The sequence below is a fragment of the Desulfitobacterium elongatum genome, assembly GCF_055378975.1.
Genome location: NZ_AP038772.1, coordinates 2,375,120 through 2,398,577 on the forward strand (window position 1 = coordinate 2,375,120; position 23,458 = coordinate 2,398,577).

The following is a 23,458-nucleotide window of genomic DNA, read 5'->3' on the forward strand; positions in this document are numbered from 1 at the left end:
CGGCTTCAGTGTTTTTAATGAAAACAAGAAAAAGTCAGCGCTTATGCTGACTTTTTTAGTGAGTTCACTTATTGATGACACATATATAGTCTTGTCATTGATTGTCATAGTTAACCTTTTACCTGAGGATTCACCATATTTATTGGAATCTCACCTGTGAGTGCTTGGATTAGATTATGGGCAGCTAAGAGTGCCATTTGCCGGCGTGTTTTAATTGTGGCACTTCCGATATGCGGCAATGCGACGAGATTGTGTAGAGTCAGCAAGGGGTGATCTGTTGGGAGAGGTTCGATATCATAGACATCTAAACCAGCGGCAAAGATTGTTCCTTTTGCGAGTGCGTTATATAAAGCATTTTCGTTGACAATACCGCCACGTGCTGTATTGATGAGAATGGCCGTTGGTTTCATAAGTCCGAGTTCTTTTTCTCCAATTAAGTTCCGAGTTTCGGGGGTAAACGGTGTCATGATGCAGACAAAATCTGATTCTTTTAAAAGTTCTTCTAAACTCCGATATTCTACTCCTAGGCTCTCTTCTACCTCGTGTTTACGACTACGGTTGTGATAGAGAAGCTTTATATCAAAGCCTTTAGCTCGCTTTGCTAAGGCCTCCCCTATTCTCCCCATTCCTACGATCCCTAAGGTTGAGCCGTAGATATCTTGACCGGCAAGTAGCATCGGAGACCAGGTCTTCCATTCTCCTTTGCGTAGAAACTGGGTGGATTCTTCCATCCGCCGAGCAGTCATCATGAGAAGAGCAAACGTGAGATCCGCGGTTGTTTCTGTGAGGACTCCAGGAGTATTTGTCACCATAATCCCTCTTCTGGTCGCCGCTTGAACATCGATATTATTATATCCGACCGCCATATTGCTGACTATTTTTAGATGCTTTCCCTTAGCTAATAAGGAATCATCAATTGATTCAGTAAGTAAGCAGAATAGCCCCTCAACCTCTTGAATTTCTCTTTCTAAGACTTCATGAGGAACGGGAATATCGGTTTCAGTCCAAGTCTTTACCTCACAGCTTTCTTGAATTTTCGCGAGAATATCTTCCGGGATCATCCGGGTAACATACACCTTTGGTTTCAAAATAAGCACCCTTTTCTTCACGTAATAATTTCAATAATTTAGCTTAGCATACCAACATAAAAAATCAAAGAGCGCCCCGCTCTACAGGACGCCCTTTGACATGAAATTTCAGCGAATTTTCTTTGATTTAGAAAATAACTCCTAAAGCGATCAGGATAAGAATTGCAATTGCAATGATCCCAACACCGACAAATCCACCAAATGGGGCTCCACAGCCACCACCGTATCCGTACATAATAATCCTCCTCCCATAATGTTTGTAATTTAAGAAAGCTGAATTAGAAGACGATACCCATTGCAATGAGTAGAAGGATAATTACAACGACGACCGCAATTCCTGGAAGAAAGTTTGGTCCGCATCCGCATCCATCAACAACGCCTGCACCTAGTGCCATATTCATTCCCTCCTGTTTCTTTGACCTATTTGGGTTTTTCTAATTTAAATTATGTTATAGGCGATACGAATGTTACTATTTATTGGTATATTTAATTATATTTGGTATTATCGTTAAGCGTAAGACTGGGAAACCTTATTCCCTAACTAAATAAGAAAAAACTCCTGAACCATCTGAGGTCAGGAGTTTCTCAAAAAATATTCCCGCAAAGCTCCTCCAACGAAGAAGATTTCCCTGGGGTTAAATCGGACTGAGATTCAAGAGAATTGTGATAAAAAAGCAATACTATAAAACTAGAAAGGCTTGGACCTGTTTCTGATATCCTGGAAAGGTTCTTCGGATTCCCACAAAAGAATGTCCAAAAGTCAAAACGTGGCAAGGTGTTCAAGTGCATTCCCGTAGCAAAAAGTAATGTTGTGGCTCGATTACAAGACACTAATCTGAGACTAAAACAAACCGACATTGACCTAGAGAATGTGACTCGAGAAGAATAACCTCTTTACAAAAAGTGACTGACTTGGAGGAACTCTGCGGGAAACTTGACTGAATCTTTACATTTATATAATATGAAACTGGGGAATGTCCTGTCAATGTTTCTGTCTTATGTAAATAGTGGGATTTTATTAATTGTTATATGGAGGAGTTACTATGAGAGCACAATTCACTTTAACACCAAGCGAGTCAAAACGGCTTATTGCCAAAGGGGTTAAAGCTTTACCGAGTATTCAGAAAGCACTTAACGAGCATACCATCATTTTATCCGGCGGAACAACTAACGGATTCCTGGTAGAAGAAATTCTTGGGGAGTTGATAGAGGAAAAATCTTCTTATACAGTGGGCATTGTAACTGATGGAAAAACTGGGGTTAGTAAGGAAGATAAACGTATTCATCCCTTTATCATAACCAAAGGTAAGGCTCAAGGAAGAGAGGTTCATTGGAAGGAGTTTCTCCCTCAACTAAAGCAAGGGGATATCTTTGTCAAGGGAGGAAGCGCACTGGATCACACTGGATTAGCCGCAGTGTTGGTCTCTGATCCTTTGGGCGGAACGATTGGAGCAGCTCAGGGTTCTCTTTATGCTCGAGGAATTGAGTTAGTAGTTCCAATCGGGCTCGAAAAACTCATTCCCGATGTCCGAGAAGCTGTTGAATTTATGTCTATAGCCCCAGTTACTGAGGCAATAGGAGTCAAGGTCGGGCTTATTCCCATGTTAGGAGCAACGGTCGTTACTGAAATTACTGCTTTGGAGATACTCTTCAAAGTTGAGGCAAAATGCATCGGAGCAGGTGGAGTTGCAGGTTCAGAAGGCGCTGTCATATTAGTCATAGATGGCGCTGAGAACGAGGTGCAAAAAGCTTTGGAAGAGATTCGTACATTAAAGGGTGAGCCACAAGTTCGATAATTCAAGAAAACTCACAAGGGTTATTAGTAGAAAAAGTCGCAATAGTTCTTACGAGATACTGACTTCCAGAATATTTTCCATTGTTAACCCTCATCATTAAGTAAGCTATGCATTGCTTGGCGTTCATCGGAGGATTCATCGTAATTTCGAATAATTTCAACATCTATAGTAAAAAGGAGCATTATATAGATAATCACAATGCTCCTTTTGAAGTATCCGGCAAAATATAATTTATTCTCATTAGGGCAAAAAAGTGCTGAACCTTCTCTGGTTCAGCATGAATTGGTTTAGTCAATTGGATTAAACACCAGGGATATATAAGACTTGGCCAGGGAAAATCAAGTCAGGATTTCTAAGATTATTTGCAAGGATAATGGCTTGCATCGTGGTTCCAAATCTTTGGGCAATTTTATACACGCTATCTCCTTTTTTTACAACATAGGTTTTTGGCTCAGGGTATGGCAATGGAGTGGGTTGTGGAGCGGGTTGTGGACAATGGTATTCATGATGATACATTCCACACTCTCCATGCTGAGGTGGGTAAGGATAACCAGGATAACTTGGATAACTTAGATCTAGTGTCACTGCACCCGGTGCAAAATCGGGATCTAAATTCACAAGACCTGATGGAGGGAGTTGAGGATAATACATTCCAGGGGTCATTCCTTGCTGCCCCATCATTCCCATACCCATTCCTTGTTGATCCATCATTCCCATTTGTTGATCCATCATACCAGGGGCTCCGCCCATAGGGTTCATTGGATAGTTCATGAGATTTCCTCCCTTATTTCAATTCTATACACTTAAACTTGTTTTTTATCCAAGGTGCCTTTCTTGATAACAATATATGGGAATTAAAGAAATGTGAGTCTGTACTAAGCAATATTTTCCTTTTTAATTTCTTTGAAAAATTAGTGACTTATATTTTCTCACTATAAATCAGTTCACCCATATAATGAGTTAGATTTGAAAAATAAATGAAAGAAATAGACTATTTTAAACTACTCATTAAATAAGAAAATAAGAGATACAAGAAATAACAAGATATAACAAATTAATATTTGAATAACAAAAGGCATAATTACAATAACGTATTGACATTTCATGCTCAAATCTATAATATAATTTACAATAGAATATTGTGTAGTATGGTAGAACAGTAGGAAAAAGGCGATGGTGCACTTCCTGCGGAGGTGTATTTTTTTTTGCCAAATTTAAGAGGAGGACTGTAGGAAATGAAAAAAAGTAGTTTAAACAAAGTTTTAGGAATTGGGCTAAGCCTCGTGCTTGGATTGGGATTAGTGGGCTGCGGCTCGGCTAAACCAGCCGCTGGCGGTGCAGCTTCAAGTGAAAACAAAGAAGTCAAAATAGGAATTGTCCAGATTGTAGAACATCCAGCTCTGGACTCAGCTCGTGAGGGTTTCTTGGAGACCCTAAAGAAAAATGGGTATGAAGAAGGAAAAAATCTGAAGGTTGACTACCAAAATGCTCAAGGCGATCAATCCGTTCTACGGTCGATTGCCCAGAAGTTTGCATCGAGTAAACTCGACCTCGTTCTTGCGATTGCTACCCCTTCTGCGCAAGCTATGGCAAGTGCAAGTCAAAATATCCCGATTTTGATCACGGCCGTTACAGATCCAGTTGAAGCAAAACTCGTAAATACTATGGAAAAACCTGGTACGAACGTCACAGGCACGACAGATATGAACCCAATAAAAGAACAATTTGAACTTTTGAAGAAGTTGGTACCTCAGGCCAAAAATGTAGGAGTAATCTATAATGCTGGGGAAGTAAACTCTCAGGTTCAGGTGAAAATGGCTAAAGAGGTGGCTAAGAACCTTGGTATAGAGCTTATTGAGGCGACAGTTACTACGAGTGCCGATGTTCTTCAAGCAAGCCAATCCTTAGTCGGTAAAGTCGATGCAATCTATGTCCCCACAGATAATATGGTCGTTTCTGCTGCGCAGTCAGTGATCCAGGTTGCCAATAAAAACAAAATTCCCATCATTGCCGGAGAAAGCAGTGTTGTAGACAAAGGTGGACTCGCCACCATCGGGATTAATTACAATAACTTAGGTAAGCAAACAGGCGAAATGGCAATCAAGGTATTAAAGGGTTCTAAACCTCAGGATATGGCCATTGAAAGTCAAAAACAATTTGATATGGTATTTAATAAAGAAGCTCTTACCCTTCTCAACATTAAAGTTCCTGATGACCTAGCAAAAACAGCAATCGTAAAATAAGTCTTCAAAAAAAATTTCGCTTCTAAATGATTAAGAATTTCAACGACAGATTATAGATAGAAAAACATCGAGGTGTGTTAACATGCTCTCCCAAATAGCAATCGGAACTTTCGAGCAAGGTCTAATGTATGCAATCATGGTCTTGGGAGTTTACCTGACCTACCGAATACTCGATTATGCTGATCTCTCAGTAGATGGCAGCTTCACACTCGGGGCTGCCACCGCGGCCATCCTCATCTTCAAAGGGTTCGACCCTTGGATGGCAACAGGACTTGCTTTTATAACGGGGTGTTTAGCTGGAGCTTTCACTGGAATTCTCCATACCAAATTTAAGATTACTCCCCTTCTCTCAGGAATTTTAACAATGACCGCCCTTTATTCTGTAAATTTACGGGTAATGGGGAAGGCGAATATCTCACTCCTCAAGACGCGGACAATCTTTTCTGATTTCGCCAAGTTACCAGGGATGGCTGAATACGGAGTTATTATCTTAAGTCTTTTAACCGTGGGGATTATCGGAATTGCTGTTTACCTTTTTCTTCAAACAGAAATTGGCCTTGCCCTTCGCGCGACCGGCGACAATGAATTAATGATTAAAAGTCTAGGGGTCAATACTGACTTTATGAAGGTCCTTGGACTCGCAATTTCGAATGGTTTGGTTGCTTTTGCCGGAAGCTATGTTGCGCAAAACCAACAGTTTGCTGATGCAAGTATGGGAATTGGCATGATTGTCGCTGGGCTTGCTTCAGTCATCATCGGTGAAGTACTGATCGGGACTTCGTCGATTGGACGTACAATCCTTGCTGTCGTCTGTGGTGGGATCATCTATCGCGTAATTATTGCCATCGTCTTGCAACTTGGACTCGAATCTACCGATCTAAAACTCCTTACTGCTTTTATCGTGATTATTGCACTCGTTTCTCCGAATGTGAAATCTAAACTCTTAGCTATTAATGGTGGAGCTCGCGGAAAGGGGGATCATTATGTTAAAAGCTCGGAATCTAACGAAAGTATTTAATAAAGGTACGATTAATGAGAAAAAGGCTCTGGATCGTGTTCGATTGGAGCTTTCCCCTGGTGATTTTGTCACTATTATCGGATCGAACGGAGCTGGTAAATCCACTTTCATGAATGCTATTGCCGGTACGTTCTTACCAGATAGTGGAGAGGTATTGATAGATGGAAAAGACATTACGAAATGGCCTTCTTATAAACGTGCAGGGCTAATTAGCCGTGTTTTCCAAGACCCAATGTCTGGAACTGCAGCAACCATGACCATCGAAGAAAACTTGATCATGGCCTTACGCCGCGGCGAATCCCGTCGTCTACGCCGAGCAATTAATATAAAAGATCGCGAGTTCTTTCAGTGTGAACTGAAGAAACTAGGCTTAGGTCTTGAAGGACGGCTCACAACACGAGTTAGTCTACTTTCAGGCGGGCAGCGCCAGGCGCTAACTCTGCTCATGGCGACCCTCCAAGAACCAAAGCTTCTTCTTCTTGATGAGCATACCGCAGCGTTAGATCCGAAGACCGCAGAAAAAGTTCTCGAACTGACATGTTCAGTTACTGAGAATTCAAAATTAACTACCTTGATGATTACTCATAATTTGGACCACGCCTTAAGTGTCGGAAATCGTACAATCATGATGCACGACGGTCGGATCATTCTCGATCTAAAAGGTGCAGAACGAGCTAATATGACGATTAGCCGATTACTAGATATGTTTGAAAAAGCGAGTGGCGTGCATATGAACAATGACCGGATGATGCTCGCCGGAACTCTGTAATGGGAATGGCGAAGCTTTTCTGGGGTTAACACACCTCTTCCCCGTGTCCTGATTTACCGAAATCTCTTCGGTTTATCAGCACGGGGCTTTTTATTTATCAAGTCATTGAGTCCGAGTTCGCATGAGAAGTAGAATTATTGGAATAACCTTTATTGTCACTTTCCTAAAAAAACAGCAAAAGTACAATTTGTGAAACTATCTAAGATACAAGAGTAAAACACCCCAGTGCTCATACACTGGGGTGCTCCTCATTTTTCCAAGTTAACTATCTGACTTAATCGTGCTTGAATTAATTCTTGCGGAAGAACAAATTCTCGATTAAGGGATGTGGAATAAATCGTGCATTGGCGCACGGTGACCTTCAGAAGTCGTTCTACTGCATAGGAATATAGAGCGAGTTGGAGAGCATAGTGCTCAGTTAACGTTTTTTCTGGTTCAGAATCAAAGTGGAGATTATCGGTTTTGAAGTCTAATACTTCGGCTCTCCCCTCCTTAGGTGAGAGGATTAGCGCATCGATGACTCCTTGAACGAGAACAGGCTCATTTTGAGCCTTGAGTTTGATGGAAAGTGTGAATGGGACCTCGCGGCGAACTTCCTCTCCCTCCAATAAACGAGTACCGGCGGGAGAATCCAATAAAGAAAGTACGGCAGATACTGGAACGACTCTAGCTTGATCTTTTGTGAGGATTTCCCTGTGAACTAGAGACTCAATGAGTTGTAAGACGGGCTGTTCCTTAGCATCGCAATTGAGATGAGCCCAAGTAGCTCCCCAAGTATCCAGTGGAAGATGCTGCATCACTGAGTGCAAAGCAATTCCCTTTTCTGCAGGTGTGAAAGCTTTTTTTGTTTGTAAGAACTTCGGCCGTACATATACTGTGCTTGTGGACGACATAGTCTTGGAAATGGAATCATCTACGAGGTCTGGTGTATATAGTCCCTCTGTTGGGATCGATAATAATAGCGGTTGGATCATCTGTTCAGAATCAGTATGCCAAGGAAAACGTCGCTTTAATTCGCTGACACTTGTCTTGGCTGATTGGGTTACGGCTTCAGAATGGGGATACTTCCAACTAAGACGTGTATTAACCTCTTCCCTCAATCGCTCGTTTGCCAAAGGGATCGAATTTGCTGGGATTCCTTCATGGACATCAATTGTTGTTGAAGCTACGGTTGAAGACGCTGCAGTATCAAAGTAATTCTTAGACTCAGCTGATTCAGTTAGAGGCTCTGAATAGGGCTCAGACTGAGGTTCCAAAGGCTGTTCTGTTTGGGTTTCAGAACTAATCGTTTGGTGTACTACTACTTCCCAAGCGGAGGAAGAATCCGTCATCCTTAGACCCAAAGTTTGGGTGTCCTCCCCGAACAAATGACCAGGGTGACGCATAAGCGCGGGCCCAATCCAGTCTAGAAAGTTTTTCGCACTCCGTAGTTGTCCATCTGGAAACGCAGCCTCAGAACAGGAAGTTGATGAACGAAGCCATTTGTTTAAGGTCTCGTCTAGTTTACCAAGACTTCCATAAAGAAGGAGGCGTTCTTTAGCACGGGTTAAGGCGACATAGAGAATCCTAAGTTCTTCAGCGAGGGATTCCTGCCATAGACGTTCCTTAACTGCGTACTGAATAAACGAAGGATAACGGATCTGGTTTTCGATATCCATGAGAGGGATTCCGGCGCCTAGCTCAGAATGCAAAAGGAGTCGCCCGTTAAGACTTCGGGTGTTAAATTTAGTTCCCAATCCAATCATGAAAACTACTGAGAATTCTAGCCCTTTACTGGAGTGAACGGTGATAAGGCGAACGACATCCTCATTCTCTCCTAAGGCCCGAGCATTACCTAAGTCCTTCCCCTGTCCTTGAAATTTCTCAAGGAAACGAAGAAAGCGGAATAGCCCACGGTAGTTTGTCGTTTCATAACGACAGGCCCTTTCATAGAGAACACGCAGGTTAGCCTGGCGCTGAACTCCAGAGGGTAAAGTTCCAACATACGCTAAATACCCTGTCTCCTCATAAAGTTGCCACAGGAGATCGGCGAGAGAAGTTCTCCGAGAGAGTTGGCGCCAGGCTTGAAGTCTAGGCCAGAAAGAGTTAACTTTACTTTGGAGTCCAGGTGCTTCTTTGAGAATGTGCTTTGCTTTGGTTAAGAGTTGAGGTAGAGATTTGTGATAAATATTCAGGGTCTCTTCTAACTCAGAAATCCAGGAGGATTCATGTGAAGACGAATTTGAAAGCTGTGATTCCGGCTGGAAGTCATTTTCGACTTGAGTTTCGTACGTAGAGAGCGAATCGCTCTTCTTCGACTCTATACTGGCCCAGAAGGCCAGAACCAGAGCTTCATAAAAATCCCCATTCGGCAAAAGGGATCGGAGTTTTCCTAATTCCGTTCCATTCATATCTACGAGCGGAGAACGTAGAACTGCGGCCAAAGGAATATCAAGCCGAGGATTGTCAATCACTTTCAGCAACGAAAGTATGGTCTCGACTTCGCTCGCACCAAAATAACCACTACTCGTTTCAGCATAGACTGGTATCCCAGCACGTTGGAATTCTTCAACATAGACGGGAGCTACAGAGGAAAAAGACCGCATAAGAACGACTATATCTGAGTATTGAACTGGGCGAAAATCTCCTAAATGTTTGTCATGAACTTGGAACTCCCTTCCTTTCACCATGTCCTGAATTCGTAGGGCCACAAGTCGAGCCTCAATTCGAGCAGCCTCGAGTTCTTCCAAGGAGGGTTCCTCGCTAACATTTAAGGGGAGATCCTCATTTTCGGAATCTGAGGAATCGTGAGAATCGAACCCTTCAGCAGTTTCAATCGGGCGATCAGGAACCTCATCAGATAATGGATCTGTGAGAGCTTGAGGGTCAGATTCGGGAGTAACCGTAGGATTCTGGGTTTGTCGGATCGTTTTCGGATCAAAAAGATGAAGTTCAATGGGGCCTTCTGCTGTTTTAAGGTCTGGGTTATTGACAAAACTCGCACCATGACATAAGGCTGCTTGATCATCATAGGCGATTTCCCCAGCTCCTTCCGTCATAATTTGACGGAAGAGGAAATTGACTCCTTCAATCACCTCTAGGCGGCTCCGAAAATTACGATTCAAGTTAATGACAAGCTTTTGGCTTGAGATATTTTCTTTCATTGGTTCAGACTCTGGAACATCGATTACTGGTTTACTCTCCTTGAGCGCATCCCAGTTATGATGCCAATGAGGAAGTCCATTGTATTTTTTCAAGAACAGACTCGGATCGGCCATCCGGAAACGATAGATACTCTGTTTGACATCCCCTACCATAAAGAGATTGGGGGCGGGCCCATCCTGGCGGGAGACAAGCTGAAGAATCCGTTCTTGGACGGGGTTGATATCCTGATATTCATCGACGAGAACTTCGGCATAATGTTCCTGAAGTTTTTGAGCGATTGAGGAAGGGTTCTCCCCTTCTTCTTCGAGTAAGCGAAGTGCAAAGTGTTCAAGGTCTGAAAAGTCGACGATATTACGTAAGCGTTTAGCAGCTGCATATTCATGCGCGAACTCTTGGGCAACAGTGCTAAGGGTCTGAAGGAGTACGGACACTTCTTTGAGCAGGGGGAGTTGATCTTCAAGGGGAAAGGCAAATAGGGACAACTTTAGCTTGTCAAGTTTCTTCTTCGCTTCATCCCTAGCCTTCTTACTTTCCTCACGTGAGGATTTCTGAAGTTCTTCATCCATTGGCAAGCTTGTATTCTTTGCCTTTTTCGTACTGGAAGGAAGGCGTGGAAATGAAGTAGCCTCATTAAAGCATTTTTCTACTTCGGCCCAAGTACCTTCTCTGATAGTATGTTCTAGAAGCTTAAAGCGTGAAAGATCATCCAGCAGGATTTCCGCATATTGAAGTGGGCCACCTGGTTGGCTTGCTATCTGGGAAGCTCGCTCTAATAGAGTGATACCCTCCCCTACCTTATCTAGAATTCCTTGGCGAGCCACTTGGCCCCAGGGGCTTTGAATGAGCTCATCTACACTAGACCAAATATAGGCTTGTGGAAGTTGTTCTAGCCATTCGAAGGGATGCACTTGACTAATAGCAAATTCATAAAGCCTTAAGACCTGTTCCATAAGTGGTTGGTCATCACGATCCGTTCCAAAAGCATCAACTAGATTCCGAAAGTCTGGATTTTCTCGGTTATAGTAGATTTCAAAAAGATCTTCAAGTGTATCTTGGCGAAGAAGATCAGCTTCAGCTGCATCTGCGACTCTGAAGGCTGGATCGAGTTCTAACTGGTAGAAGTATTGACGGATGAGTTCCATACAGAAGGAATGGAGGGTTGTGATGCTTGCTCTATAGAGCAACGCGCGCTGGTGAAGGAGTCTTTCTACTTCTTGAGGATCAGTTTCAGCAAAGAGGGCATCATCTAAGGCTTTCCCGACTCGTTCTCGCATTTCATTGGCAGCGGCTTTGGTAAACGTAACAACGAGGAAACGGTCCACGTCAACTCCCTCGTGAGAATCGGTGATTCGACGAATCAGGCGTTCCACGAGAACCGCTGTTTTACCGGAGCCAGCTGCAGCTGCAACAAGGAGTTGCCCTCTCAGATCAATCGCGGCTTGTTGCTCTCGAGTCCATTTCGGGCTACTCATTAGTCTTCACTCCCTTTCCGGTTCTTTCTAGATCCTCTTCGCCTAGCCAGTTAAACTCTAGACTAGAACTAGATTGCTTATTGGACGAAGATATATCAGAACGAATGTCGTTAGATAGCCTCGATGGGTTAGGTGAGAATTCAGGGTTCTGAAGTTCGATAGCATCCTCAGATTTAGATTCTATAATATTCGATAGATTTTGTTGTCTCATCGATTCTAAGCGGTTCCAGATGTCTGAGTCCTTGAGTGTAGGTAGAGTTCTGTAGGGGTTCTCTGGAAGATAGGGATCAAAATGACAAACAGGCTTATAGGAACAGTATTGACAGGCATTCTCTTTCCCTTGACGATACGGTGCGATGGAAATATTTCCACCGAGGATTTCCTCCCCACTTTCTCGTAAGAAATCCCGGAGATGCTTCCTTAAGAGTAAAAACTGATCTTCGGTTAGGATCGGAGAACCTTTTTTGAATTCTCCGTCCTTTTTTATCTTTAATCCGAGTAGGTCTGAATCTCCTGATGCAAGGTCTCGATCCATCGCTTCTAGTACTTGACGATTCGCAAGTAAATAACCTTTAACCTTGACTGCCTTAATCCGTTCGAGTTCCATCTGTTCAGGTGTGAGGCGAGTCTTGGATTCGAGTTGTGGTTCTAGAACGGGAAAGTATAGAAAGCCTGCTGGGTGGACCGATAGTAGGTTAGAGGATAGGTAGTTCTCTTGCTCTTCCGCTATGGTAGTTGCAATTTCCTGAAGTTCTTGTATGGTTTGTTCTGAGTCAAATAGAATCTCAGCGCCTTGCATGGCAGCATCGAGATACGCCAAGAGTTGTAGGTCGAGCCCGTGATAGATTTGGTTCAGAGTGACATGCGGTTGTCGAGATTTGTAGTCAAGGATTCTCAAGTAAATCTGACCCTCGAGAAGAGCTCCATCGATTCTATCTATTTGCCCACGTAGCGTTAGGGAGTCGCCATCTGACAAAGGGACGTGTACACCGGGTAAGGATTCATCTGGCCCAAACTTGACTTCAAGCTGAACTGGAACGAAAATTCCTTGACGTGCATGCTCAGCGAGAACACGAACTGCATGGTGTACGGTACGTTTGAGTTTATGGGTGAGATATCGATAACGGGCATTGCTTAGTAGAATCTCATTTTGCAAATTTGGAGCGATTTTCTCTGCGAGCTCACTGACGAGACTCCAGGATTCTTCCTTGCTTAAGTACCCCCAATTCAGACTCCGTTCTCGGACGGTTAGTGCAAAATCGTGGAGTACTGCATGGAAGAATTGGCCCATGTCAGGACTAGAGAGTTGGAAGGTTGAACGTTCTTTGAGCTTAAGTCCATATTGTGAGTAATGGGCAAAGGGACACCGTGAAAATCTCTCTAAGCGTGAAACACTTGTGAGTAGCCGTTTTCCATAGAGGCGTCGCGCCAAGGGCTTAGGAATTCTCTCTTCTTGGTTCTCAGCTGTGACGCCCTTTTCTAATAATGTGATTTGTGGATGTTGGTCTAGCATGTGTTGGAACCAACCCTGGACGGCTTGCCATAAGGGGCTTAGGTCCTTCCCCTGTCGTATGTTCAGTAACTGAAGAGCATAAGCAGGAAGTAGAGCATGTGGGTGACTGATCAAGTTAAGCTCTTCTTCAGAATTGCCTAAATAGGTATCCTTGAGGTCTGGGAAAACCGTTTTGAGACGAGTTACAACGGGCGAAACCGTAAGCCCCTTTCCCTCTTCATCAGTAAGCGGATAGCTTATATATAGTTTTTTCGTCGCACGCGTTAAAGCGTTGTAGATAAAAAACTGTTCTTCAAAAAGTTGAGCCTTACCCTTAGGTGCAAGCTTAAGCCCGGAGTGTTCAAGACGTTCTCTTTCCAATCCATCAAGAACTCCCTCTGTCGAGGGTTTGGCAGGAAGAATTCCTTCATTCGCCCCAATGAGAAAGAGAACTGAAATCTCCGGATTACGAGAACGTTCGAGTGAACCAACAAGGACCTGATCTAAGCCTGGTGGGATTAAACCGAGTTTTAGGTTTTCAAGACCGGAGGAAAGGATTAAGGAATAATCTGAGAGATCGAGGCACTCCTCCCCTAAACCTGCCACCATCTCATCCAAAACTTCAATGACAGCTTCCCAGATTTGCTCTTGTAAGCGAGCTTCTGCTAAGTTACCCTTCTTTCGGGCCTCCTCTGCCCATTTTTCCAGGTGTTGTGGGACTTCTAAACGGACTAGGAGCTCGTAGAGGGCTTCTGTAATTTGGCGCACAGTCAGTGATTGGGGATTTTCTGAGGTGAATGACTGAACAGAAGGACTAAAGTTAGAATCTGCTATGGTTTCACTAGGTAATTGAAGGATGGCTAGAGTCTGAAATTGGGGTGAAGGAGATTGGTTATGCGAGTTATTGAGTTCTATAGCATGTACAAAAGGATTGAGTATATCAAAGATAACTTGTCGTGCTTGATTTATGACTGCTTCTTGTTCTTTTTCCGCCAGTCGTTGGATTTCTTGATTCCCGGCAGTCCATTTGTTTCGATAGTTCCAATTACGACCGCTACTCCAAGCTTCTCCACGAATCCCGTGAGCGAGGCAGTAGTTTTCTAGACGATCAAGGATATCTTTTCCTATAGGGAAGAAATCAGTCTTGAGGCAGCGAAAAAGGGGTTCATAGGCCCAATCCGTTCGTGCAGTTTCTAAGACAGAAAGGAGCAGCTCTAATAAGGGATGGTGAATCACAGGTCGCTTGTTATCAAGGAAGAAAGGGATTTCATGAGCACGGAAAACCTGTTCAACGATCTCCTGATAGCCAGAAAGGTCGCGAGTCATTACAGTCAATTCCCTCCACTGCTTCCCTTCTTCCCGGGCCAATCGACGCAGCTCGCGAGCTACGCCTTCGACCTCTGTTCTTCGGTTCGCTGTAGAAAAGAGTGCAATTCCTCGTTCGCTGTGTTCGAAATATTCTTTTGAAAACGGTTGAGTCGGATAACTATTATAAAATTTTTCTAAGTGCCTAAGCCAAGGGTTATTAAAGCGATGGCTTTCCTCTAGAAAAATTGATTTCTCGACAAGAGCTCCTGATTCCAATGCAAGGTGCTTTAAGGATTGAAAAGTCTGCCAGGGACCAGAAAATAGTTCTTCACCTGGCTTGAAGAGACCTGGTTTTTCATCTTCACGCTTGATAATCTGAGGGTCTAAGGGAAGTGTAATCGTTACTTGTGTCGCAACTCCGAGTAAAGCTTGCAAGATATAAAGCTCCTGAGGAGTAAATCCTTTAAAACCATCCACCCAGACTTTTGTTCCATGTAGGCTTGCCGCATAGGATACTTTTTCCGCGACGACAGTAAGCTCATCATCTGGGTCACGAATATCCTGACCCAGTGATTGATTAAACTCTTCATAGAGAAATGCGAGCTCATTAAGTTTTTGCATTAGCAGTTCGTCAGTGTCACGAATTTGACGCAAATCGTTCGGTGTAATTCGATAGGTCTTAAATTCTGCGATTGCCTGCGCTATTAAATCCGCCATTCCAGGTCGAGTTGCTGAGCGGGCGAAAATTCTAAGCTGGGGACGGTGTTTTAAGAGGAGTCGCCTTAGGATCATCCTCTTACCAACTTCTCCTGTGAGGATTTTCTGTCCGCCTCCAGTCTCAGAGAAGACACGCCAACCTAGACGGCGAAAGCTTAAGACTTGAGTACGGAGAATCCCGCCGAGTTCTGGTGTATGGACGAGACTCATTTCCATCTGGTGAGTTGCTTGCTCGGGTACCAAAAGAATAAGGGGTGCACCAAACGGGTCAGATTGGATTTCCTGACGAATTTCTTCTAGACAATGAGTACTTTTGCCGGTGCCAGCCCGGCCAAATATTAAGCGCAAACTCACGCATGATCTCTCCTCTCTTACACATTTCATTATAACATGGGGGCTCGTCAACTCTGGAGGAAAAATCAGGATTCGAATGATGGAAAAAGAATTACTAAATCACATGCAAAGAAAGAAACTGTAATTGCAAGATTATTATACAAGAGATTCGCGACAAAAAGTTGAGAGTTTGTACAGTACGCTAAAAATAAAAAAAGAAGCCAATAAGTGTTTTAGCTCATCGACTTCTTAAAAAAATCGTCATTCGAAAATAAAAATCAAGTCCTAGGACTGTCGATTCATGTGCTTATAGAGGAAAGATTAAAGTAAATCGGCGGCTTGAGTTGCAAGTTCACTCCTCTCCCCTTTTACGAGGCGAACTTGCCCGTAGAAAGGCTTTCCACAGAGTCGTATGGATAAGTGAGCAAGCCCGTTGCTTTCCTTATCAAGATACGGATGATCAATCTGATCAGGATCTCCGCAGAGAATGATTTTTGTGCCATCACCAGCACGAGTGATAATCGTTTTAATCTCATGCACAGAGAGATTTTGTGCCTCGTCGATAATCATATACTGATTTGGAATGCTCCGTCCACGGATATAGGTCAATACTTCAATTTCAAGTTGACGTTTTTTCTTAAGTAAGTCGATGGTGCTGTCTATGATGGCGTCTGAATTCTTATCACGTTCTCGATCGCGTTCTCGCTTTGGGCGGAGTAGGAGTTCGAGATTATCGTAGATAGGCTGCATGTAGGGGCGAACCTTATCCTCTTTTTCACCGGGTAAATAGCCAATATCCTTGCCAAAAGGGACTATGGGGCGGGCACATAGGAGTCTTGCATAGGATTCCATGTGAATGGTTTGTTCTAAACCACTTGCTAATGCAAGGAGAGTCTTTCCAGTACCTGCTGGACCCATTAGATTAACAAGTGAAATTTTGGGATTGTTGAGCATTTCAAGAGCCCAGCACTGTTCCATATTTTTGGGTGAGATATCCCAAATGGCACGATTGGCATGAAGCGTATAATGAAGCTGCTGTCCATCTGAGGACGAAACGAGTGGTAGAATACTTCCATCACTCACGATTCCTTTGATGCAGGTATTGGGTGGCAAGAGAGACGAGTGCAAAATCCTTCCCTCGCGGTAGAGCACACTGACATCATCATCTTGGAGGTCGATGGAAAAGATCTCATTGGCACTCGGAGGTAAGACAACTTTATCATTATAGTAATCTTGAGTAAGTACTTTGACGGCATCTGCCTTGACACGCATGGCAATATCCTTAGTAATAAGTATGACCGGTCTCCTATCTTCTCGAGCTAGATTAATTGAAACGGTAAGAATACGATTATCGGCGAGACTATGATCTGAAAAGGGGGGTAAGGCATCCCAAGAGGAATGGTTGAGTTCGATACGGAGAATTCCTCCTCCATCGAGAGGAACCCCATTCGATAATTGTCCTTTTTCTCGGAGCTTATCGAGTTGGCGAATGACTTCACGAGCAGCCCGCCCAACATTGTCCCCTAGGCGTTTTTTATTCTCTAGCTCCTCAAGTACTACATAAGGGATGATAACTTCGTTATCTTCGAATTGAAATATAGCATTCGGGTCATGAAGGAGTACACTTGAATCAATGACATAAACCTTTTGCAAAGGTGAAACACCCCTCTTCCCTGGTGATATGGTATTTACATCATGGGTTCTCCTTTCTTTCCTCGTCCTTCCTAAAAGTATAAATAAACTAAGAATTCCCCCAGAAGCCCTTGATGCTTATTCATATTCACGAAACAAGCCCAACTATTCCCATTCGCGAAAAGGTTCATTTCAACCAGATTCATTGAGCGCCTTCTTCTTTGTGTAATAAATGACATCCTTATTCAGTAAGTATGAACTAAAATCTTATATTTAGGAGGAGTACGGTGAAAAAGGCTATATATCTAGCACTTATTCTAGTCCTTAGTGTATTCATATTTCTTCCGTTTCCTGTTTTATTTGCTGGCAGTCATACTTCAAAGATGATTGAACATACTTTGAATCAAAAAATGCAGGTACAACTACCACCCACCATGCAAGTTTCTGAGAACCCCTTGGGAGAGCGTAGACAACTATTATATAGTGCCTCTCTGAATGATGATACCCTATTACTTCGAGGATATATTCAGATATGGCAGCTCGAAGATGTGGAGAAGTTCTTGACGAAGGGTAAGGAAATGAGTTCCTACGATTTTTATTCTTACTCTCTTAATAATGTTACAGTAGGAAATCTCAACGGCCTACTCAATGCATGGGGTGCTTCCTTTGGAGATCGCACAAAGATTTCGGGAAAGGAATATTGGCTGAGAAAATCAAGCAGTTCTGAGGTATTGAGGATTGCATTTCTGACAAGTAATGCTACCTTCTCAGAAGCACAGTTAAGAATAATGAGCCCTATCCTAGCTTCTGTGCGTTGGGATGAGTAAGAAAGTGAAAGACAGCTCGTGAGCTACATCACGGACTGTCTCAGTCTACTTAAGGTATATATACTTTGTTTTGTTACTAGATACTTTTGTGATAAAGAGCAGTAGTCTTAGCAATGGTTAATTATTGGATAAGAAGTCTTTTAATTGTTGGTAAGAACTCTCCGCATCCTGATATCCCAACTTATACAGATCCGTGAGTTTTTGTGGATTTCTTTCCAAACGTCCAACTTGCAACGGTTCTGAAGGACGAATTACGAAAGCTTGATCTGAATTTACGAGTTCTTCAATGAAATCAAGGGTTTCGTTGTAAATCACATGACGATTAAACATGGCCTCCCTAAATTTAGGGTATTTTGAATAAAAGCAATGTGCTAACCACTTAGACTTAAATGGTTTTTTTCGATAATCCTTATTTCGGGTTAGAATAACCACCTGTTTTTTATTCCCATCTTCGATAGACCTTCGAACCGGAATAGGATCTACGATTCCGCCGTCAAGGAGTACTTTTCCTTGGATCTCTACAATGGGTGAGACAAAAGGCAAACTACTTGAGGCCATTAAAGCTTTAAGAATTATTTCTGGAGAACTCTTTTTTGCATCAAAATAAACGGGTTCGCCCGTAACGCAGTCAGTAGTACCAATAAAGTAGGATTGGTCGGATTGGTAAAACGTTTCATAATCAAAAGGCTCTAGGTGATTGGGAATTTGATTAAAAACAAAATCCATCCCGAATAAGCTCCTGGTCTTAATCAGGTTTCTATAGCTAATATATCGTGGGTCTTTAATATAGCCAATGTTGACCCTCTTATTACGTCCATATTGACGAGAGATGTAGGAAGCAGCATGGCAGGCACCAGCCGAAACTCCGATTACATACGGAAGTTGAAGATTCTGATCAAGAAAAAAGTCGAGAATTCCAGCGGTATATAAACCTCTCATGCCTCCACCTTCGAGAATGAGTCCAGTAGAGGAAATTAGAGCATTTGTGGTAGGTTCTGTAGCCGGATTTGGGTATATTTCTTTCATTATGAATCACCTATCATTTCGGTATTTACTGAACACATTATGAATAAATCTGAGTATGTACTTTTTTAAGGAGTGATTTTCGTGCAAAAGAAAGCTTTAAGAACCCTCTTAGGACTGACCTTGACCTTTGTGCTTGCGTTAGGTTCACTCGTTGGCTGCAGTCAAGCGGCTCTCACATCGACAAAAAGCGACTTGACACCAAATCAGGCTGCAGAACTTATTTACAATGATCTTACTTATCATGGTAATGGTATCGGGAAAGTGAGTGTCACCAATCTAACGTTTAGCGATCGAACTACTGCAATGGCAGATGTGACCTATGTTACTGCCGAGGGGAAAAATTCGACTCAAAAAGTAACTCTGAAGAAAATGAATGGGCAATGGGAGATTCAAGGCCACCAACATTAAAATGTGAGCCCTTTGAATTCGTTTGCCGCAATTAGTCTTGTTGGATTTGGAGTTGTGCATGTGGTGTGAAGTAGCTAGTATATCCCATCAAGACGACAATCAAACTAGCAATGGCTGATGCCCCAGAAATCATAAACATAACAAGGATTTGGTAACGCACAGCTAAGACTGGGTCTGCACCCGCAAGAATCTGCCCTGTCATCATTCCCGGGAGTTGGACCAGGCCGACCGTTTTCATAGAATCAATGGTAGGAATCATGCCCGCCTTTACTGCTGCTTGAATGACAGGGAGTGCAGACCGCTTCGGGGGAGCCCCTAAGGAAAGGGCTAACTCTACCTCCCCACGCCGAAGATTAAATTCAGAGCATAAACGGTTCAGTGTTACCCCTGCTGCAACCATGCTATTCCCGATAATCATCCCCGATAGCGGGATAATGTACTGTGGAGTTACAGGGATAATCTTGAGTCCCAGGAGCATAAGTAAAGTGATACCTTCACTGGTCGCAATGCCAATTAAGACGATCCATTGCGCCCCAGGAATTCCTTTTCCGCGCTTCGCCGCATTTCTAGCTGCTACACTTACCATGACTATGAGCATAAGAACAACATAGATTACAAGCTGAGATGCAAAAACATACGATAAGATATAACCAATCGCCGTGAGTTGAATGATCGTCCGAATGACCCCGACAACGAGATCCTTTTCCAAGCCTAATTCTTGATACTTAGAGACTATAGCTGCTAACCCAACAAATCCTAAGGAGAGCCCAAGGGCTAGATTACTCATAGATCTCCCTCCCACTTTCCAGTCAAGTAAGCCTGACCTTTTTGTGTTTTTGGCTGAGCGAAGAATTGGGTAGCAACACCGTTTTCAATGACTTCACCTCGATAAAGGAGTGTCACGTCATCTGCTACTCGTTTTGCTTGATGGAGATCATGTGTCACCCAGATTGCTGTCAATTGACGTTCGAAACATAAGCGGGTAATGAGCTCTTCTAAGTGTAAACTAGCTTGCGCATCTAATGCAGAGGTAGGTTCATCGAGAAGCAGGACTTCTGGCTCGTTGGCCAGGGTTCGAGCGAGGGAAACTCGTTGCTGTTGCCCACCTGATAAAGTACTTGGATTGCGATCAACCCAATCGGGTTCGAGCCCCACGAGTTCTAAAAAAACGCGAGGATCAGGAAGATGGTTAGGCTCGTTAAAAGTAGACTTCGGACCATACCTTGGGCCATATAAAATATTCTCCCCGACAGTGCCAGGAAAGAAGATTGCTTTTTGCATTACTAATCCTACTCGGTGTCTCAAATCTAAAACATTGAGAGAATGGATATCCGTCCCCTCTAAAAATATTCCGCCTTTTGTAATTTCACGGAGCCGGTTAAAGGTGTAGAGTAAGGTGCTTTTTCCACTTCCGGAAGGCCCAAGTAGTGCATGGACACGGCCTTCCCTTGCGGATAATGAGACATCTTTTAGCAGAGCTAATGGCTTTTCTTTTTCAGAAATGGTTAATGAAACGTTATCAATAAAGAGTTTATCACTCTGCATAAGGCGCCCCACCTTTCCTGGTAAATTAACACTGTACATTATATCATAGTTTTAACCCAGCTTGAGAAGAGTGAGAAAGTAATAGATTAGGATCGCTCCATCATCCCTTTAGAGCAACCCTAATCTATTACACCGATATTTTCGGTTATAACATAAAAAACCACGTCTTTACAAAGGGTCTTTAATTCAAGAAATTCATGCGCCTGATACTTCCTCGAGATACACGGCGAGTTGATCTTTTCCATTGCGCTTAACAACATACAAGGCATCATCAGCATGTTTGATGAGGTCCTCGGCTGAGTTAGCGTGCTGGGGATAGACAGCTAACCCGACGCTGACGGTCGTACTTAATGCAGGAATATCCCCCATGCGTTTGTTACGGATATCTTCCATGAGTCGTTCAGCGACGACTTTTGCTTTGGTTAAATCAGAATTCGGCAGGATAACAACAAATTCATCGCCTGCGTAACGGATAGCAATATCTTCATCTCTCACAGAAGTCTGGAGAATTTGGGCAAAGAAACGTAAGAATTTATCCCCCAGAGGGTGTCCGAAGCGGTCATTGATGCTTTTGAAATCATCAAGGTCAATAAATAATACAGAAACAGATGATGAATTTGCTTGAGCTTGATTAATAAGATGTTCAACGATACGAGTGAGCGAACGGGAATTTAGTAGTCCCGTTAAACTATCCGTTTCGGATAATCTGCGCACATGTTCATAAAGTTGGGCATTAGCTAACGCGATACTCACCTGATCAGCAAAAATCTGAGCAAGTTGGAGGTCTTCATTATTAAACGCATGTAGTCCTAATTTATTGACCAATAGAACGCCATAGGTCTTGTCATCCGTTTGTAATGGAACAGCAATGACTGATTCTTCATCATAGGGAGTGCCAGGGATGTGGAATGAACGAGAATCTCTCTCAGCATCACCGGATAGAATCGATTCTCCAGTTGCAGCAACCCAACCCACCAGGCCAAACCCTACCCGAACTCGAACTTCCATAATTTGTTTCATGATTTCTGGAGGAGTATCTATTTCCTTACACGCAATCGGGAGTAACTCTCGAGTTTCTTCATTGAGAAGATAAATTCTGCAGCCATAAGCTGAAAACAGATCAATGATCGTGTCTACAACCCGCTCAGTCAATTGTTTTAGATCTAAAGTGCTCGTTAGAGAATGCGAAACACTCGATATGGCATTTCGCTCCTCAGTATAGCGCTGGATTTTGCGCATATTTTCGAATTCGTAGTTGATAACAAGACCAGCCATAAGGAAAACAATGGATCGTACTCCCCAAAGCCAATAAGCATTGTTTGAGGTACTTGGATCTTGTATAAAAAGTGAAAAAAGAGAAACAAGAATGACTGTAAATATGGTAACTCTCCGTGTGAAATGGAGTGCTGCCAATACTACGATTAGAAATAAAATTGGGATAAGAAAGGAACTTGATTCGTTTTTGAAAACAATGGAGATACAAATCAAGAGCACAATAGCAATGGGCAAAACCGTACGATGAAATTTAAGTCTTCTATGTTCCAAGATAGACACTCTATGCACTCCTTCAAAAGCAAGTTTAAGCAGCAATAAGAAGGCTCTTGATGATTAGCTAAAAAAATTACGGAATGCCAAATTAGATGTATTCTGCTATGTATCGCATTCATAATCAGAAATATTTGCCTTCATAGTTATTAATTCGAGTTCAAAGGAGGAACTCCTTCCTGAATTACAAAAATAGACAATATTACTAAATTCTTTTTTAACAAAAGAACCGCTATTCTAATGCAAACCCTTGTCCTATGACTTCGGTAGCATTTTGGACAATCAAAAAGGATTGTGAATCCTCTTCCCGAACTATGCGCTTCAGATGACCGAGTTCAGACACACTCACAACGCAGATCAGGACATTTTTGTCAGCTGATGAATAACCACCGTGTCCATGCAGGAAGGTAACTCCTCTTCCTAGGTCTTTTAGGATGCGTTGGATTAAGATATCCGACTGATTCGAAATGATAATTACGGCTTTTGCAGGTAGACCGCTTTGAATCACATCAACAGCTTTGCTGAAGGTAAACATAGAAACAAGTGTGTAGAGAGCAATCTTAGGACCTAATATCGCCCAAGAAATCAGTATAATCAATGCATTGATAGAAAGCATGGTCGTCCCCATGGACCATCCAAATCGACGTTGTATCACTTTCGCGACAATATCCGTTCCACCAAGACTACCCCCAAGTCGGAAGACGATTCCGGAACCCACTCCACCGAGGACTCCCCCGTATAATGCTCCAAGAAAAACATCGTTAAAAGGTAGCGGTTGAATCCCCTTTAAAATATCCAAGGCCAAAGAAAAGATAATAAGCCCATACAGCGTTTTATAAACAAAGTGACGGTTGACTCCCCTCCAGCCGAGGACAAATAAAGGGATATTGAGAATAAACGTCATCACTCCGATGGGGAGGCCCAAGGTATAGAAGAGAAGTAACGCAATACCACCGACCCCGCCACCGCCGAGTCCAGCATGCACGATAAATCCTTGCACGCTATAAGCACAGAGGATTGAGCCGAAGGCGATTCCTATTAGATTACCAATTCTTTTTAAAAACTGCCACTTATTCAATTTGGTTTCCCCCTTTT

16 protein-coding genes are annotated in these 23,458 nt (G+C 43.0%); 6 read left to right on the plus strand and 10 right to left on the minus strand.

Translation table 11 applies throughout. From position 1 onward, the window contains the following. Positions 1–110: 110 nt before the first annotated feature. Positions 111–1,088 carry a 2-hydroxyacid dehydrogenase gene (locus ACZ42W_RS11195; protein WP_464170801.1) on the minus strand — a complete coding sequence of 326 codons (978 nt, stop codon included), beginning with the start codon at positions 1,086–1,088 and terminating at the stop codon, positions 111–113. 1,043 nt (positions 1,089–2,131) lie between these two features. Here ACZ42W_RS11195 and ACZ42W_RS11200 point away from each other — a divergent pair. Further along, positions 2,132–2,884, plus strand: coding sequence for a hypothetical protein (locus ACZ42W_RS11200; RefSeq protein ID WP_464170802.1), 753 nt, complete (start codon positions 2,132–2,134; stop codon positions 2,882–2,884). A 300-nt stretch (positions 2,885–3,184) separates the two neighbouring features. On the opposite strand, the gene ACZ42W_RS11205 is transcribed toward ACZ42W_RS11200, so the two are convergent. Further along, entirely contained in the window at positions 3,185–3,655 is a 471-nt protein-coding gene (locus ACZ42W_RS11205) for a LysM peptidoglycan-binding domain-containing protein (RefSeq protein ID WP_464170803.1), read from the minus strand. 464 nt (positions 3,656–4,119) lie between these two features. On the opposite strand from ACZ42W_RS11205, the gene ACZ42W_RS11210 reads away from it, so the two are divergent. The 3 genes from ACZ42W_RS11210 (at position 4,120) to ACZ42W_RS11220 (ending at position 6,914) form a co-directional block, all read left to right on the plus strand. Next, positions 4,120–5,127 (plus strand): ABC transporter substrate-binding protein, encoded by a 1,008-nt coding sequence (locus ACZ42W_RS11210; RefSeq protein WP_464170804.1) that lies wholly within the window; start codon positions 4,120–4,122, stop codon positions 5,125–5,127. 82 nt (positions 5,128–5,209) lie between these two features. Continuing rightward, on the plus strand, positions 5,210–6,145 hold the full coding sequence (locus ACZ42W_RS11215; protein WP_464170805.1) for an ABC transporter permease: 936 nt from the start codon (positions 5,210–5,212) through the stop codon (positions 6,143–6,145). Further along, a complete protein-coding gene (locus tag ACZ42W_RS11220) occupies positions 6,111–6,914 on the plus strand; it encodes an ABC transporter ATP-binding protein (protein ID WP_464170806.1) in 804 nt (267 codons plus the stop codon). The genes ACZ42W_RS11215 and ACZ42W_RS11220 overlap by 35 nt, the downstream gene beginning before the upstream one ends. A gap of 248 nt (positions 6,915–7,162) precedes the next feature. Here the strand turns inward: ACZ42W_RS11220 and ACZ42W_RS11225 are convergent, their stop codons facing one another. From ACZ42W_RS11225 to ACZ42W_RS11235, 3 genes are all read right to left on the minus strand, one after another. Beyond that, positions 7,163–11,530, minus strand: coding sequence for a UvrD-helicase domain-containing protein (locus ACZ42W_RS11225; protein ID WP_464170807.1), 4,368 nt, complete (start codon positions 11,528–11,530; stop codon positions 7,163–7,165). Continuing rightward, entirely contained in the window at positions 11,523–15,395 is a 3,873-nt protein-coding gene (locus tag ACZ42W_RS11230) for a PD-(D/E)XK nuclease family protein (protein ID WP_464170968.1), read from the minus strand. Before ACZ42W_RS11230 ends, ACZ42W_RS11225 begins: the two co-directional genes overlap by 8 nt. 306 nt (positions 15,396–15,701) lie before the next feature. Next, complete coding sequence (locus ACZ42W_RS11235) at positions 15,702–17,033, minus strand: PhoH family protein (protein ID WP_464170808.1); 1,332 nt, start codon at positions 17,031–17,033, stop codon at positions 15,702–15,704. 266 nt (positions 17,034–17,299) lie between these two features. Between ACZ42W_RS11235 and ACZ42W_RS11240 the strand changes: the two genes are divergently transcribed. Next, complete coding sequence (locus ACZ42W_RS11240) at positions 17,300–17,839, plus strand: hypothetical protein (protein WP_464170809.1); 540 nt, start codon at positions 17,300–17,302, stop codon at positions 17,837–17,839. A 117-nt stretch (positions 17,840–17,956) separates the two neighbouring features. Here ACZ42W_RS11240 and ACZ42W_RS11245 read toward each other — a convergent pair whose 3' ends face one another. Next, complete coding sequence (locus tag ACZ42W_RS11245) at positions 17,957–18,865, minus strand: patatin-like phospholipase family protein (protein ID WP_464170810.1); 909 nt, start codon at positions 18,863–18,865, stop codon at positions 17,957–17,959. 81 nt (positions 18,866–18,946) lie between these two features. Here ACZ42W_RS11245 and ACZ42W_RS11250 point away from each other — a divergent pair, with 81 nt between their 5' ends. Then, a complete protein-coding gene (locus tag ACZ42W_RS11250; protein ID WP_464170811.1) occupies positions 18,947–19,273 on the plus strand; it encodes a DUF4878 domain-containing protein in 327 nt (108 codons plus the stop codon). Positions 19,274–19,304: 31 nt separating this feature from the next. Here ACZ42W_RS11250 and ACZ42W_RS11255 read toward each other — a convergent pair whose 3' ends face one another. The 4 genes from ACZ42W_RS11255 to ACZ42W_RS11270 form a co-directional block, all read right to left on the minus strand. Beyond that, the gene (locus ACZ42W_RS11255; protein ID WP_464170812.1) at positions 19,305–20,060 is read right to left on the minus strand and encodes an ABC transporter permease; all 756 of its coding nucleotides are present in this window, start codon (positions 20,058–20,060) and stop codon (positions 19,305–19,307) included. After that, positions 20,057–20,818 (minus strand): phosphate ABC transporter ATP-binding protein, encoded by a 762-nt coding sequence (locus ACZ42W_RS11260; RefSeq protein ID WP_464170813.1) that lies wholly within the window; start codon positions 20,816–20,818, stop codon positions 20,057–20,059. The genes ACZ42W_RS11255 and ACZ42W_RS11260 overlap by 4 nt, the downstream gene beginning before the upstream one ends. A gap of 195 nt (positions 20,819–21,013) precedes the next feature. Beyond that, positions 21,014–22,372: a GGDEF domain-containing protein gene (locus ACZ42W_RS11265; RefSeq protein WP_464170814.1), complete on the minus strand. Its 1,359-nt coding sequence runs from the start codon at positions 22,370–22,372 to the stop codon at positions 21,014–21,016. Positions 22,373–22,595: 223 nt separating this feature from the next. Next, positions 22,596–23,441: a YitT family protein gene (locus tag ACZ42W_RS11270; protein WP_464170815.1), complete on the minus strand. Its 846-nt coding sequence runs from the start codon at positions 23,439–23,441 to the stop codon at positions 22,596–22,598. Between the last annotated feature and the right edge of the window lie 17 nt (positions 23,442–23,458).